The sequence below is a fragment of the Rossellomorea arthrocnemi genome (genome assembly GCF_904424705.1).
GTDB lineage: Bacteria > Bacillota > Bacilli > Bacillales > Bacillaceae_B > Rossellomorea > Rossellomorea arthrocnemi.
Genome location: NZ_CAJGBF010000003.1, coordinates 258845 through 273675 on the forward strand (window position 1 = coordinate 258845; position 14831 = coordinate 273675).

At 39.0% G+C, this 14831-nt stretch carries 14 protein-coding genes and 1 tRNA gene; 13 read left to right on the top strand and 2 right to left on the bottom strand.

The annotated features are described in order from the left end of the window. Positions 1-48 precede the first annotated feature (48 nt). From BAA9072_RS06830 to BAA9072_RS06840, 3 genes are all read left to right on the top strand, one after another. Entirely contained in the window at positions 49-408 is a 360-nt protein-coding gene (locus BAA9072_RS06830) for a response regulator (RefSeq protein ID WP_201713926.1), read from the top strand. Between the two features lie 120 nt (positions 409-528). Further along, entirely contained in the window at positions 529-1008 is a 480-nt protein-coding gene (locus BAA9072_RS06835; RefSeq protein WP_201713927.1) for a CcdC family protein, read from the top strand. A 160-nt stretch (positions 1009-1168) separates the two neighbouring features. Continuing rightward, positions 1169-1648, top strand: a complete 480-nt coding sequence (locus BAA9072_RS06840; RefSeq protein WP_201713928.1) for a site-2 protease family protein — start codon at positions 1169-1171, stop codon at positions 1646-1648. A 158-nt stretch (positions 1649-1806) separates the two neighbouring features. Here the strand turns inward: BAA9072_RS06840 and BAA9072_RS06845 are convergent, their stop codons facing one another. Next, positions 1807-2232: a DUF2621 domain-containing protein gene (locus BAA9072_RS06845; RefSeq protein ID WP_201713929.1), complete on the bottom strand. Its 426-nt coding sequence runs from the start codon at positions 2230-2232 to the stop codon at positions 1807-1809. Between the two features lie 205 nt (positions 2233-2437). Here BAA9072_RS06845 and BAA9072_RS06850 point away from each other — a divergent pair, with 205 nt between their 5' ends. Next, complete coding sequence (locus BAA9072_RS06850; protein ID WP_201713930.1) at positions 2438-3763, top strand: ATP-binding protein; 1326 nt, start codon at positions 2438-2440, stop codon at positions 3761-3763. Positions 3764-3821: 58 nt separating this feature from the next. Here BAA9072_RS06850 and BAA9072_RS06855 read toward each other — a convergent pair. Continuing rightward, a tRNA-Sec gene (locus BAA9072_RS06855) sits at positions 3822-3917 on the bottom strand. A 303-nt stretch (positions 3918-4220) separates the two neighbouring features. Between BAA9072_RS06855 and BAA9072_RS06860 the strand changes: the two genes are divergently transcribed. From BAA9072_RS06860 to BAA9072_RS06900, 9 genes are all read left to right on the top strand, one after another. Continuing rightward, complete coding sequence (locus tag BAA9072_RS06860; protein ID WP_201713931.1) at positions 4221-4745, top strand: lipoprotein; 525 nt, start codon at positions 4221-4223, stop codon at positions 4743-4745. Positions 4746-4897: 152 nt separating this feature from the next. Beyond that, positions 4898-5035, top strand: a complete 138-nt coding sequence (locus BAA9072_RS06865; protein WP_201713932.1) for a YvrJ family protein — start codon at positions 4898-4900, stop codon at positions 5033-5035. A gap of 160 nt (positions 5036-5195) precedes the next feature. After that, positions 5196-6341 carry an exonuclease SbcCD subunit D gene (locus tag BAA9072_RS06870; protein ID WP_201713933.1) on the top strand — a complete coding sequence of 382 codons (1146 nt, stop codon included), beginning with the start codon at positions 5196-5198 and terminating at the stop codon, positions 6339-6341. Beyond that, a complete protein-coding gene (locus BAA9072_RS06875; RefSeq protein WP_201713934.1) occupies positions 6338-9472 on the top strand; it encodes an AAA family ATPase in 3135 nt (1044 codons plus the stop codon). The genes BAA9072_RS06870 and BAA9072_RS06875 overlap by 4 nt, the downstream gene beginning before the upstream one ends. 150 nt (positions 9473-9622) lie before the next feature. Continuing rightward, positions 9623-10702 (top strand): endospore germination permease, encoded by a 1080-nt coding sequence (locus tag BAA9072_RS06880; RefSeq protein ID WP_201713935.1) that lies wholly within the window; start codon positions 9623-9625, stop codon positions 10700-10702. A 200-nt stretch (positions 10703-10902) separates the two neighbouring features. Continuing rightward, positions 10903-12378: a spore germination protein gene (locus tag BAA9072_RS06885; protein ID WP_201713936.1), complete on the top strand. Its 1476-nt coding sequence runs from the start codon at positions 10903-10905 to the stop codon at positions 12376-12378. Then, positions 12359-13522: a Ger(x)C family spore germination protein gene (locus BAA9072_RS06890; protein ID WP_230980781.1), complete on the top strand. Its 1164-nt coding sequence runs from the start codon at positions 12359-12361 to the stop codon at positions 13520-13522. Before BAA9072_RS06885 ends, BAA9072_RS06890 begins: the two co-directional genes overlap by 20 nt. A gap of 107 nt (positions 13523-13629) precedes the next feature. Continuing rightward, positions 13630-13926 (top strand): hypothetical protein, encoded by a 297-nt coding sequence (locus tag BAA9072_RS06895; RefSeq protein ID WP_201713937.1) that lies wholly within the window; start codon positions 13630-13632, stop codon positions 13924-13926. Positions 13927-14091: 165 nt separating this feature from the next. Then, entirely contained in the window at positions 14092-14688 is a 597-nt protein-coding gene (locus tag BAA9072_RS06900) for an SCO family protein (protein WP_201713938.1), read from the top strand. Positions 14689-14831 lie beyond the last annotated feature (143 nt).

Genomic DNA, 14831 nt, shown 5'->3' on the forward strand with positions numbered 1-14831 from the left:
TAAATATACTCATTAGACATCGAAAGTATATACGAGGAGGAAACATCTGTGGCAACGATACTTGTAGTGGATGATGCAAAATTTATGAGATTGACTCTGGGAAACATGCTTTCCTCCGGCGGGCATGAAGTCGTTGGTGAAGCTGAGAATGGACTTTTGGCCGTTGAAAAGTATCGTGAGCTTCAGCCTGACCTGGTAACGATGGATATCACCATGCCGGAATTGAATGGAATAGAAGCGGTTAAGAAGATTCTAGCCGAGTTCCCTCAAGCGAAGGTTATTATGTGTTCGGCGATGGGGCAGCAAAAAGTCGTAGTGGAAGCAATTGAAGCAGGGGCGAAAGACTTTATTATAAAACCCTTTGACGAAGTCCGTGTAGACGAAGCTATTAAAAGAGTATTAGGATAATATCGAAAGAGAGATTGAAGCTTCCATTCATTCTCTCTTTTTTGTATTTTCGTTTTTCCTTCATTTGGGCTATAATAAGGGAAGGTATGAAAGTAGATGATAAAAGGATGATGATGCTTTATGATGATTGCTTCATCCATTGTAGCGATTTGCATGGGATTTATGGTGATATTTATTAGGATGAAGGCTCAGAAAAGACCGGTAAGCGGCAAGAAGATTATACTCCCACCACTCTTTATGAGCACAGGTGCATTAATGTTCTTATTTCCAGCTTTTCGGGTCAATGTTAGTGAATTTTTAGAGGCCCTTACAGTAGGCATGCTATTCTCACTATTGTTAATCAAGACGTCGAAGTTTGAAATTCGTGAAAATGATATTTATTTAAGACGCTCCAAAGCGTTTGCCTTCATTTTGATAGGCCTCTTGTTCATTCGAATTGTGGCCAAGTCGATCCTTAGTACTTCAATTGATTACGGAGAACTGAGCGGAATGTTCTGGATACTGGCATTTGGTATGATCGTCCCGTGGAGGATAACTATGTATATCCAATATAGAAAGCTGCATCAGGAAAATCAAGACCTGACGACAAATTCAATTTAATACACCGGTAAAAAGCAGGGGGGTCTCCCTCTGCTTTTTTTGTTTTAGAGTGATAACAGCAGGATTAAAATTTTATTACAATGCTGATAGATAAGCTTACTGGTGAATCGAGTTGGGCAAAAGGAGAGAAGATGAAAAAAAGATATTGGTGGGATAGCGATTGTTTACGTTAGCAGATATATGGACATTTTTTCTGGCCTTCTTTTTTACATTGCCATTGGTCACCATATTACACGAAGCAGGTCATATCCTTGTTGCAAGGATATTCGGTGCCAAGATAAAATTTACCATTGGAACTGGAAAGCATCTCATAAATATTGGCCCTTTGGAAGTGAAGAGGATGTATTTTATGGAGGGGTGGTGTCAGTATAAGGAGTTACAATACAACAAGGTCTGGGTGCATGTTCTTATTTATTTATCAGGAAGCTTATTCAATTTGATTGGGATTTTATTGATAAATTTTCTGATCTATGAAGGGGTCATACCTGTTCATATCTTTTTCTATCAATTTGTTTATTTCTCGGTTTACTTTATTTTCTTTTCATTGTTTCCATTTAGGAACGGTGAAGGAAAACCGAGTGATGGCCAAGCGATTATGGACGTCATTCGATTTGGTAAGGCAGAAGATCCCATTGATTGATGATCATAAAACGAGACTAAAAAAGGTAAACGATTAACGTTTACCTTTTTGGGATTTCTTCCATTTTGCATACAGAAAAGCCGCACCAACAATCATTATGAAATATAACACAATCGGAATAATAAGTATTGATCCCATTTAGTTCCCTGCCTGTTATTTTAGAATAAATGTTCATAGGGGGTAACTTCTATCCTCATCTCATCAAGTTTTTTTCTCAAAAACTTATGATCCCGTTTCGGAGTCGCAAGAATATATCCTTTGATGACTAATTCTTGGGTAATGGCTTCGGCCCTTTCATTTAGTGCCATTTCCCCGATCTTTCCGGCGATTTTTTGCTTCGCTACATCTCTGAATAATTCAGGGACGGGGGTAACCAATTCATTAAGCATGTTCTTTTCGTCATCGCCCCATAGGTGGATGGTTTCATTCACATAATGCTCCTCCCAATCCAAATCAGATTTGCCATCCTCTTTTGGAAACCTCTTTAAGAATTTTCGGAACATGAAGAATCCCCCGATGGCAAATGAAGCTACTAAAAAAACGACCCAAAAAAGGATGAAATATAAGAACCAACCTTCAAGCATGTTTTTCACCTCAGTTTAAAAGCGAGTGTATCGTATACAATTATAGACAAGGAGATTGCCTGTGACAAGAATATCATTGAATTTACAAAAAAGAAGGCTATACTGTTCTTAATTAGAAATGATATACTAATAAATAACAAATATCGTGAAAATTCTTTCTATTTCGAATGTATTTTTAATTTTGTACGGATAGGAGGCTCGAAGGGTGAAATATGGAGGTAGGATTGTATCTGTCCTTACTGGACTTATATTAGTCATTACGTGGGATTTTATTTATTACTTTGTTCTCCAATATCCAGTGGATTTGAAGGTGGATATGGTCTTTACTCTCTTGATTCTCTTTATCAGCTACTATATGGGGAAACATTATGACATCAGTCATAACACCCTGGCAGCTTTAAGAAAGAGTGAGGAGAGGGTGAAGCTTCTCAATGAAGAAATGCAACATGTTCTTCAAAGTATTGATGAAGTGGTGTTTCACACAAATGCCAAGGGCGAGTTTCAATTCCTCAATCAATCCTGGGAAGACTTTACGGGATATTCAGTCAAAGAAAGCCTACATAAGAATGCGCTGCATTTCATCTCCCTCAATGAACGTCATGAAATTCTCCGACTGGTAAGACAAAGCGTCAGCATGAAAAGGGAGAAGACCAGGATGGATTTCTCTTACCAAAAGAGGGATGGACAGTATCGTTGGGGTGATGTCAATATCAAATTGAACTATAATGAAAATGGTGATCTGCTCGGTACAGTCGGTACCATTTCAGACATTACTGAAAGAGTACATAATGAAGAAGAATTGATGGAAATGAATGAAACACTGGCGATTGAATCTCAAAAACTCTCAGTTGCAGGGCAACTAGCTGCCGGGATCGCTCACGAAGTTCGGAACCCCCTTACGTCAATCAATGGATTTTTGCAATTATTAAGAGATGATGCCAATGAGAAAACGAAGGAATATTTAGGGATTGTCTTTTCTGAAATCAAGCGAATCGAGTTGGTCCTGAGTGAGTTATTGATTCTTGCAAAGCCGCAATCTGTCACGTATAAACGGATTAATATCATCGAGACACTGGAACAGGTATCGAAATTATTAAATACGAATGCCATTTTATATAATATCGAAATTCAAACGAATTTTCATGAAAGAGAGCTTTATATCCGCGGCGATGAAAATCAGTTAAAGCAGGTTTTTATAAATTTAATTAAAAATGCCATAGAATCCATGCCTCACGGGGGAACGATTACTATTGACGCGGATATCAACTCTCATAACAAAGTACAATTGATATTTAAAGATGAGGGTGTAGGAATGAAGAAGGAAACCCTTGATAAACTCGGTGAACCTTTCTTCACGACTAAAACTAAAGGAACCGGACTGGGCCTTACAATTTGTTTGAGAATTCTCCGAGATCATGGAGCTGATATCCGTGTACAAAGTGAACTGGGGGAGGGGACAACTTTTCACATTTTGTTTGAAGGCGTGCAGGCTTCAGAAAGAAGGAAACGTGAATTTTTGCAAAAACAATGAAAAAGAACCCTTATGTGTGCATAAGGGTTTTTAAGTATGTAAATGAGCCTTTTCTAATTGGCGGGACTGCCTGGGAATCGAACCCAGCGGAGACGGCACGCGCCTCCCAAAAGTTTTGAAGACTCAGGCAAGCACCAGCTCAACAATCAGTCCCGAACATGTAGCATACATAAGTTATACCATGTGATAAAAACAAGTTCAAATAATTAAAATGCTCCTTCATACCAATGACCTATAACTATAGTTAGAAGGAGTAGTAAATGAATGCTGTTTATTTTAAATATTTATAAGATTTAAACTTTGGTGAAATCTGCAAATATTTCTTTACCATTTGAATATCTCCATGTTAAGATACTTTTTGCCGGCTAAAAAAAAGTGAAGTAAGCGATTTCCTGATAGAGTTGCTTGCTCGTTAAATACTTGAACATATTGATAGAGACAGAGAGGGGAAACAACTATGAAAAAAGTATGGTTATTAGGTCTGGGATTAACATTAGCACTTGCAGGATGTTCCGATTCAGGTTCTGACAAAGAGAAAAAAGATGAAGCGGCAAGCACGGAAGAGAATACGGATGCTGCTGGAGATTTAATGGATTTCTACTTGAATTTAACAACAACCGTTAATGGTGTTGATATGGATTTAAATGGCTATGAAGGAGCAATGGCTGGGGAAGAGCCTCCAGCTGGAGACGAATTGGCTAAATTGAAAGAATCTGCTGCAGCATCGGCGAAAGCATCAGCGGAAGCGGTAGAAGGCATGGAGATCCCTAAAGGTTTGGATGATCAAAAGGAAGCGGTTGAAACATTCAAATCTACCTTGGCAGAATCGTATAACATGAAAGCTGATGCACTGGCAAAAGAGGGCGAAGCAGATATGACAGCAGCAGATGAAAAATTAAACGAAGCAGAAAATCAAATCAAGGAAATTCTTGATGAGGCTGGTCTGGTAAGCTCAAGCTTAATCAGCGATATTAACGGGTAATACCATAACCCGGAAAAGTATTCCCATCATAAAAATGTTTTTACAACATTAATATAAAAAGCGAATCCATCGTTACGGATTCGCTTTTTTTGTTCATGAGTGTACCCTTTTCCTCACCAGTTTCCTATATAAATAATGAAAGGAGGGAGAGGATGGAATCGATTATTTCCTTTGTTTCTGAAGTAGGCTTTCCGATTGTGGTCACGATGTATCTTCTTTATCGGATCGAGACTAAGCTTGATGCCGTCATCACGTCGATCCAAACACTACCTCAGCAACTCAAAGAATAATGAAAAGGGGGCCGTTTTATAGGGTCCCCTTTTTATGATGTTTTATAGTGGAAAAAAGAGAAGGTTAGTATGATTATTATATCAGTGTTTTCCATACACGTAGACCTTGAGAGTTTGATATAATTTAGATAGCAGAAAGACCCGAGAGGAGATACTTGTAGTGAAATTCATTCATACCGCTGATTGGCACCTGGGTAAATTGGTGCATGGCATATATATGACAGAAGAACAAAGGTACATATTGGAGGGATTCATTGAGCTTGTGAAAGAGGAAGAACCGGATGCAGTTGTCATTGCAGGGGATCTCTATGATCGATCAGTTCCACCTACAGAAGCAGTGGAACTATTAGATGAAGTATTATTTCGTATCAATGTTGAGCTTGACACACCGATTGTGGCTGTGTCAGGCAACCATGATAGTGCAGAGAGGTTGTCATTTGGATCGTCATGGTACAAACATAGCCAATTTTTTATAAAGGGGAAAGTCTCTACAGATTTTACACCCATCAATATAAAAGGTGTCAACTTCCACTGCGTTCCTTATGCTGAACCAGGAACCGTCAGACAAATACTGGAAGATGACTCAGTCATTAGTCACCATACAGCGATGGAAGCCATTGTAAAGAGAATGGAAGAATACATGGAACCTGATGAACCACATGTTTTTGTTGGTCATGCATTCGTACTTGGAGGGAAAACGACGGATTCGGAACGTACCCTTTCTGTCGGGGGGTCAGGTTGTGTGGGAGCTGACGTGTTCCGTTCTTTCCATTATACTGCCCTTGGACATCTTCATAGCCCTGATGCCATTAAACATGAAACGATAAGGTATTCCGGCTCCCTATTGAAGTACTCTTTTTCAGAAGCTTCCCAGAGGAAATCTGTCACCATTGTTGAGATGGAGGAAGACGGAACTTTCCGATTGAGGGAAAAAGTGCTTCAGCCTAAACAGGACATGAGGGAACTGCGGGGTCTGATGAAAGAGTTGCTCGACCCAGCTTTTTATCAGTCTCAGAAGGTGGATGATTATCTGAAGGTAACACTTCATGACGAAGGTACCTTGATTGATCCGATCAATCAACTGAGACAAGTATATCCCAACGTCCTTCATCTTGAGCGGAAAAGGGATCTAACAGATGCTAAAAAGAAAAACACGTTCCAGGTGTTGGAGGATAAAAGAAGGTCGGAACTGGACTTGTTTAAAGAGTTCTACAATGATATGACAACGGGTGAATTCACTGACGAAAAGGAAGACGTGATACAAAATGTAATTGATATCGCCAGAAGGGAGGTTGACCAGGCATGAAGCCCCTTCAACTAGTGTTGCAGGCATTTGGACCATATGCAGGTAGAGAAACCATTGACTTCCGTACCCTGGGTAACCGTACTATGTTCGTTATATCCGGGAAAACCGGTTCAGGAAAGACAACGATCTTTGATGGGATTTCTTATGCTATTTACGGAAAGGCAAGTGGAGAAGATCGAAGTCCGACTGAATTGAGAAGTCAATTTGCTAATAATGATGACATAACAGAAGTAGAACTTCTATTCAGTTTACGTGGAAGAAAGTATCGTATATGGCGTTCACCACAACAAGATAAAAAGAAAGCAAGGGGTGAAGGGTACACAACCATCAACGCCCGGTCCGAATTATATGTATACGATGATGATGGGGTAGAACAGCTTCTAGCTGCAAGTGTTAGAGAGGTTGACGAGAAGATAAAAGAGATGATCCAGCTAGATGCCAACCAGTTCAGGCAGATTCTTATGATTCCACAAGGGGAGTTTCGTAAGCTTCTCACATCAGATAGTAAAGATAAAGAACTTATATTACAACGCCTGTTTCATACAGAACTTTATAAGACGATTCAGGAGAAATTGAAATCTGAGGCTGATGATTTGAAAAAATCCGTCCAAACCTCAATTGAAGAACGAACAAGAGAATTGCTCAGAATCCATTTTGAAGAAAATGAAGAACTTCAATCGCTATTATTAGAAAATCCATTGAATGATCATCGCATTCTTCAACTACTATCTCCTCAGATTCAAAAAATGGAAGAAATGGAGAAAAAGCTTCAACAACAATATGAGATTGTTCAGAAGAAACGAGATGTCCTACAGAAGGATCTCGCAGAAGGAAAAGGTTTGGTCGAGAGATATGATCTTCAGGAAAAATTAAAGAATCAAAGAGAATACCTGTTATCAATAAAACCGGAAATTGATTCCATAGATCAAGATATTTTATTGGCCCAGCGAGCTTCCCGTTTAGTACAACAAGATGAGTATTGCCACAAACTTAATCGGGATCTCAGTGAACTGAAGAGTCAATTAGCCAAACTTTCCGAGGAAAAACAAACAATATCAGAAAAACGATTGATAGCTAAATCGACATTAGAAAAAGAAATGAAAAATGAGAATTTGAGGGAACAAGTTTCAAAGAGAGTTACTCAGCTTGAACATATGGAAAAAGATATAGACTCTTTAGATACTTTAATGAAGGAAACGGGTGAATTCAAAGAAAGGTACGAAAATCAACAGGAGATTGTCAAGAAACAGACCGAGCAGATTTCATTTTTGCAACAAGGTATAAAAGAACGTGAAAAATGCCTTAAAGATGGAGAAATGGCTCAGGAAGATTTATTTCAACTTGAAAAAAACCTACAGGAAAGGCTTTCCTTACTAGAACAGCTAGGCGAGATCCAAAGGATGGAACGAAATCTTCTTGATGTCACATCCCGGAGTGAAACATTAAAAAAACAATATAGTCAACTTCAGCTTGATGTTCAGGATGCGTCTGAAACACTAATCTTCTTAGAAGAAAAGTGGAATTCTGCTCAAGCTGCCTTGCTTGCTAGGGGTTTAACAGACCATTCTCCATGTCCAGTATGTGGCTCAGTGCATCATCCCAGTCCTGCCGCTGAGGCAGATTCTTTACCTTCCGGGGAAGATCTGAAGGTGGCCAAAGGAAAGCAACAGGAATTGGAGCATGAAGAGAAAAAAATGAGCTTGGTCATTGCCCAAGAAGAAACGAAAATGCAAAGTATTCAGGAACAGATTGAATACTCTATCAAAAAAATGAGTGAAAAGAAACCTGATTTTAGTGACCTTGAAATCGGGGATCTCCTCTTGGAGACGAAGAAAGAGATCGAAACTTTGAAAACTGTCATCACTTCTAAGAAAAAAGAAGTGGAGCAGGTAAATATCATGCGAGAAGAAGTGAGAAATGGAAGGGAAAAACTCGAAGAACTTGAGGGTGCAAAAGGAAAGAACCAGCAAAGGCTACAAGAACTTAATACTTTATTTCACACAAAGAATACAACTCTTGAAAAGGTGAAAGAGTCAATCCCAAATGAACTCAGAACAAAAGCTCTATTTCTACAAGTGTTACAGGGAGAAAAACATAAACTAAAAGGTTTAAAGGCGTCATTTGAACACGCTCAAAAGCAATATTATGAACTGACAAACCTAGATAGTGTAAAGGAATCGCAAGTTAGAGAGAAAGAAATCCAAATAGAAAAAGTGAACAAAGAGATGAAAGATGAAAGGGATGCATTTCTCGCTCTACTCACGGAACAAGGGTTTTCCCATTACAAAGCCTTCCAGAAAGCGAAAAAGACAGAAGGGGAAATTATGGTACTTCAAGAAAGAGTGAAGAAATTCGGGGAGGACCTGCGCTCGGTTTCTGATCGTTTATCTGATATTGATCAACACTTAAAAAATAAGCAGCGGCCAGATGTGCAAAAGATTGAAGAAAACATAATTAAAGTTACAGATGAATTAAAGAGAGTAAATGACGAGTTAAATAAGGTCAGTACGAATAGAAAGGAAAATAAGCTCATTCTGTCCAGGGTCATTGGAATAAACGAAGAGATAAAGCATTTTGAATCAAGGTATCAAACCGTCGGTCATTTGGCGGAAGTAGCTCGGGGGCAGAATGCAAATCGCATCACATTTGAGAGGTATGTTCTGGCATCATTTCTGGAGGATATCCTTCAAGTAGCCAATGAGAGATTGATTAAAATGACTTCTGGCCGATATCAATTGATTCGAAAAACAGACAGAAGTAAAGGTAATGTACAGAGTGGTTTAGAACTGCTTGTCTTTGATCAATACACAGGTCAGGAGAGACATGTAAAAACCTTGTCGGGTGGAGAAAGCTTTAAGGCATCCCTGGCTTTAGCCCTTGGCCTGGCAGATGTGGTCCAGCAATACGCTGGTGGAGTATCTCTAGAAACGATGTTTATTGATGAAGGGTTCGGGACACTCGATCCGGAATCACTTGATCATGCCATCGAAGCACTGATGGATATACAAAGCAGCGGGCGGTTAGTAGGGTTAATTTCACATGTTCCGGAGTTGAAAGAGAGAATCGATGCCCGGCTTGAGGTCATATCTTCACAAAGTGGAAGCAGGACTGAATTCCAATTCTTAGCATAGGCGCACATTACGCATTTAAAAAGGTCAAGGATCATAATCCTTGACCTTTTTGCTATGGGATCTCGAGTCTTGTATAACTCCACGATGTTTTCAAACAAGATAAGTGGGACATAAATATAGGTAAAATGACTAAACAAGTGGAGAGTTCAAATGAAGAGTATCCGTAAAATTTTAATTCCAAGACAATTATTACTGCTGTTGATTCTCTCAACAGGCTTATTAAATCATGTCATGTTGATCCCAAGTATCCTCCAAGCAGCGGGCCGGGACGGGTGGATCAGTATCCTTGCAGTCTATCCCATCCTTTTTCTCCTAACATTATTAATCTTTTACATCATTAAGCATTCTCCAAATGAAGGCTTCTTTCATTTGCTTCAGCAGAAATGGCCAAGATGGGCAGTACTATTATTTTCCCTCCCTATCGGTTTATTTTTGTTTTCAAGTGCATACATAACCTTTCTTGATTTAATACTATGGCTAAGTGCCTATTTCCTCGCAGATGTCCCTTCATTCATTGTTTGGGGGGGAATTTTGCTTATTTGCTTTCTGATTACCTGGGCAGGGATTAAACACATGGCGATCGCAAGCGGGATATTATTACCTCTAGTCATGATATTCGGTTTTTTTATTGCAATTACGAATACAAATCTCAAGGATCCAAGCCTGTTGTTTCCAATCCTTAGCAATGGATATATTCCAGTCATAAAAGGGATGATTTATGTCTTGAGTGGTCTACTAGAATTGTACCTGGTTTTGCTGATTCAGCCATACAGTGAAGGGAAAATAAGGCTACATCACCTAATAGTGCTTGGCTTAATCTTTATGGGGCTGATGTTCGGTCCTCTTACTGCATCCCTAATGGAATTCGGACCGATAGAATCAGCTAACTTGAGATACCCTGCGTACGAGCAATGGAGAATTCTTTCCATAGGAGAGTTCATTACTCATTTGGATTTCTTTGCACTGTATCAATGGCTATGCGGTGCACTAATAAGGATCAGTCTGTTCATGTTCCTTCTGGGGGCACTTCTTATTAAAAAGAAAGGTCAGTACAGATTGTCATTAAAGGTATTGATACCTATTTTCATTGTTTTTTTCGGTCTGGTGCTGATCAAAATTGATACATATGACTTTTATATGTTTCTGTTTAATATCTTTTTTCCCCTTACGGTCATCCTATTCATCATACAAATCATTGTTTCAGCCACCATTATCCGATTTATCAAATAGGGTTTTTTTGAAGTTTTGTAGTTGGTGGCGGCGAAAGGATCTTGTCTTCCACGGGGCAGGCAAGTGAGTCCCTTCTGAACCAAAAATTGAGGACTGAGCAGAAGACAAACAGCTATCTTAGGGAACAAAGCCATTTAATGAGGAAAAAAGAGATAGAAACCAGAATGAACAACAGAGCGAATACGTAAAGGATGTTCTCTATGAAGAAAGTCTCAAATGAGAAGCATAATAATAAATCAAAGGTTAATACCCTGGAAGAAGTGAGGGATTTATTCTCTCATAGTCAGGATTTATTGATCAAATCCCATTACTTTAAAGAAGCGGAAATTACCATCATTTATTTTGACAGCCTGGTGGACCGACATTATTTAGACCAATTTATATTCCCGAAATTGGAAGATACTTCCGGTGATTCTTATGTTGAAAAAATTGAGAACATGTTTCAGGCTGGGGAGGTTACGAATCATTCCATTGATGATATCTCTTCTGCTCTTTTTTCAGGGTTTGTCCTTTTTTTTATTGAAGAAAGAATTTTATCCATTCATGCTGGAAATTTGCCAAAGAGGCTGCCAGAAGAATCCTCATTGGAAACATCCATACGTGGTCCGAAAGACGGGTTCGTTGAGGACTTAAATACAAATATATCTCTAATAAGGAGAAGATTGTTCACGCCATCTCTCTGTGTGGAAAAGTTTAAAGTGGGTAAACGATCACATACTGACATTGCTGTAATGTATCTTGATGATGTCATCGATAAAAGAGTGTTGAATGAAATTTATAGTAGACTTGAAAAAGTAGACATAGATGTACTGACTGGAAATCAACATCTTGAATCACTTATTGATGATAATCCTTATTCAATATTTACCAGTTTTGACTACACAGGCAGACCGGATTTCATCGTAGATGCGTTAAATCAGGGAAGATTTGCCCTGATAGTAGACGGATTTCCCACCATTTCTTTAGCACCGGTCAATTTACTGTTGCAAATTAAGTCCCCGGAGGACTCCAGTATAAATTACGTTTATGTATCCTTGGAAAGAATCATAAGGATGGTCGGAATATTAATTTCGGCTTTCTTGCCTGGCTTATGGGTGGCATTCTCTGCATATAACATTGAACAGATTCCTTATCTACTCGTAGCAACCATCTCGATGTCACGATTCGGGCTTCCTCTGTCAGCACCAGTGGAAATGTTTATTGTCTTGTTTCTATTCGAGTTTTTCAATGAAGCAGGTGTGCGACTTCCTAGGGCGATTGGACAGACGGTTTCAGTATTAGGCGGTCTTATAGTAGGGGATGCTGCCATACGGGCAGGGCTGACCTCTCCCACAATGCTGGTCATTGGTGCCATTACGTATATATCGTCCTTTACTCTCGTCAATCAATCCTTGAAATACGGAACTACGGTATTGCGATTCATTGTGTTGCTGGTAAGTACCTTCTTTGGTTTGTTTGGTGTGGTGATGATCTTCATCCTGACGGTGATTTATTTATCAACTCTCTCATCATTTGGGACTCCATATTTAGGAACGGTTGCTCCTTTAGGCTGGAATGAAGCCATTCGCTCCTTTTTCAGGCTCCCGATCCAATTTTATAAGCAGCGAACTTCTTCTACTAGTCCAAATGACCAATCGAGGAAAGGGATGGATCCACATGAACAAGAAGATAACTAAATTCATGACCATTCTTTCGCTCCTTTTGTTATCAGGTTGTACAGGATCAAAAAATATTCAGGATTTAACCTATATTGTCGCAATTGGTTTGGATTATGATGAGACGAAAGATGAATATACAGCTTTCCTCCAGGGTTTGAATTTTGCTAATGTGGCGAAGCAGGAGGGAAGCCGACCAACTGAACCTATTCCGACATATGTCGGTTCTGCAAAAGGTAAAACACTGAACATGGCAGTCAGCAATCTTTACAGAGTATCAAGGCCACCATTGTTTTTTGGTCACACGAAAACGCTTGTCCTGTCCAAGAACCTATTGAAATATAAGTTCAAGGAAGTGTTGGAGGACATTGGCAGAAACCGTTCATTGCGGCCGAGTCTCCAATTGTTCGTGACGGAAACGAGCATAGAAGATATTTTTAGTACGAAGGGATTATTTGATTATCCCCCTGTTTATACAGTTCTTTTGACAGAAGAAAAAGCGGAGGGAATACAAAATGACATTGATTCGACGAATTTAATGCATTTTTTAAGAGAATATTACGAACCGATGGGGACTGCAATGATTCCAAACATCCAAGTTAACCGTCATTCATGGCATACAAATGAAGAAGTTGCTTCTCTATATCTAGATGGGTATAGTGTCTTTCAAGATGAAACATTAAGAGGGGAAATTTCGGCAAATGATTCCATGACTGTGGACTGGCTTCAAAATAAGAAAAATACCCTCGACTACGCTCTATATGAAGATGGTGAGATTCTGTCAACGTTCAAACTAACCGCAGATGAACCGAAAGTGAAATATAATAAAAATCACTCGAATTTTCCCGAATTTTCACTGGAAGTAAGTGTGGAAGCGGAGATGCTGGAAAAGATAAAGGATATGCCTTTCAAAGAATTACATGCTAAGCTTCAAAAATCGTTAGAAAAAAAAATAACAAGGGTTTATAAGAAGGGGACCGAGAAAAAAATGGATCTTCTTGATGTCGGTGAACGGTGGTATCGCTCACATCCAGACAAGTTTAATGAGTTGAATAATAGTAGTGATGAATGGTTTTACCTGTCAGACGATTCATTAAATCAAGTAAATGTGAAAGTGGATATTAAACATTTCAATGCATATCGATATATTAAAGAAAAGAAATAAATATGAAAGAGAAAAGGAAAACTTAGATGTATTTTCCTTTTTCTCTTTCATTTTCAAATTGGAATGCATAACATGGAGGTAGGTCAACAGAAAGGGGAGTAATCACAATGAAATTAAGCATTTATATATTATTATTAATCGTCTCTGCTGTAGTTGCAATCGGTTGGAGCTGGAAGAGATTATTGGATTTTAACACCTACAAGAAACCTTTTCTAGAAGGGGTCGCACTCCAATTTCTTTTCCTTATCTTTGCGTCTGTCTGGTGGCTCATTACGGAGGACATCTCGGACGGAGTGATGGGAGTTTTTTATTATTTCCTAGCCTTTGTTACGATTATGGTCGTGCATGGGTTTACTTTGCACTATTTATTCTCAAAGAAGAAGATGTTGGAGCGGGAAGAATGAATCGAACAAAATGGACTATCGGTGAACATTGACAAGAATGTGGTATGAAAGATAGGGAGGAGGTTTCACAAAATAGACAATGAATCTTTCCTGGGGGAATTGTAATTTCATTCTCTTTTTACTAACATAGAGTGGGAGAGATAGATAAAGTCGGAGGAGATAAAGATGTCAAAAACCAAAACATGTATTGTGGTGATGACCATTATCGGCATTCTCCTTGCAGGTTGCAGCAATAGTGACTTTCAAGCAGAAACAGATTATGAAGTGAAGGATTTTTCCTATACGAACCAAAATAATCAACAAGTAAGTCTAAAAGATTTAAAAGGCAAAGTGTGGATTGCAGATTTTATTTTTACAAGCTGTGAAACGGTTTGCCCACCAATGACATTTAACTTAACCAAGTTACAGAAACAGCTCAAAGACGAGGGTGTACAGGATTATAAAATTGTTTCATTCAGTGTAGATCCTGAACAAGATTCACCAGATGCATTAAAAGAGTACATATCAAATTTTGAAGCAGACACAAGTAAATGGGAACTCCTTACAGGATATGAATTCGATGAAGTGAAAGACCTTGCGGAACACTCCTTCCGTTCGATCGTAGCGGACGACCCTAATTCTGATCAAATGATTCATGGGACCAGCTTCTACCTGGTGAACCAGGAAGGAACCGTCGTAAAAACCTACAGTGGCAACAGCGATGTCCCTTACGATGAAATTGTACAAGATATGAAAACATTGATTAAGGAAGGATCTGAATAGATTTTTTCAGGAGAATCACAGGATCTCAGGTGATTCTCTTTTTTTGTATTTTTCCATTCCAATATTAGGATGTTACCGATTATAATAATGAAAAGGATGAGGGAGCTGACATGATGAAGAGTCGGCCGATAGAAGTGAAGGAT

What these genes read in the sequence shown, in the direction of transcription:
- BAA9072_RS06885 (WP_201713936.1), top strand. Translation starts at nt 10,903, where the DNA reads ATGAAGAAAGTCTCAAATGAGAAGCATAATAATAAATCAAAGGTTAAT.
- BAA9072_RS06880 (WP_201713935.1), top strand. Translation starts at nt 9,623, where the DNA reads ATGAAGAGTATCCGTAAAATTTTAATTCCAAGACAATTATTACTGCTG.
- BAA9072_RS06835 (WP_201713927.1), top strand. Translation starts at nt 529, where the DNA reads ATGATGATTGCTTCATCCATTGTAGCGATTTGCATGGGATTTATGGTG.
- BAA9072_RS06900 (WP_201713938.1), top strand. Translation starts at nt 14,092, where the DNA reads ATGTCAAAAACCAAAACATGTATTGTGGTGATGACCATTATCGGCATT.
- BAA9072_RS06895 (WP_201713937.1), top strand. Translation starts at nt 13,630, where the DNA reads ATGAAATTAAGCATTTATATATTATTATTAATCGTCTCTGCTGTAGTT.
- BAA9072_RS06890 (WP_230980781.1), top strand. Translation starts at nt 12,359, where the DNA reads ATGAACAAGAAGATAACTAAATTCATGACCATTCTTTCGCTCCTTTTG.
- BAA9072_RS06865 (WP_201713932.1), top strand. Translation starts at nt 4,898, where the DNA reads ATGGAATCGATTATTTCCTTTGTTTCTGAAGTAGGCTTTCCGATTGTG.
- BAA9072_RS06845 (WP_201713929.1), bottom strand. Translation starts at nt 2,232, where the DNA reads ATGCTTGAAGGTTGGTTCTTATATTTCATCCTTTTTTGGGTCGTTTTT.
- BAA9072_RS06860 (WP_201713931.1), top strand. Translation starts at nt 4,221, where the DNA reads ATGAAAAAAGTATGGTTATTAGGTCTGGGATTAACATTAGCACTTGCA.
- BAA9072_RS06875 (WP_201713934.1), top strand. Translation starts at nt 6,338, where the DNA reads ATGAAGCCCCTTCAACTAGTGTTGCAGGCATTTGGACCATATGCAGGT.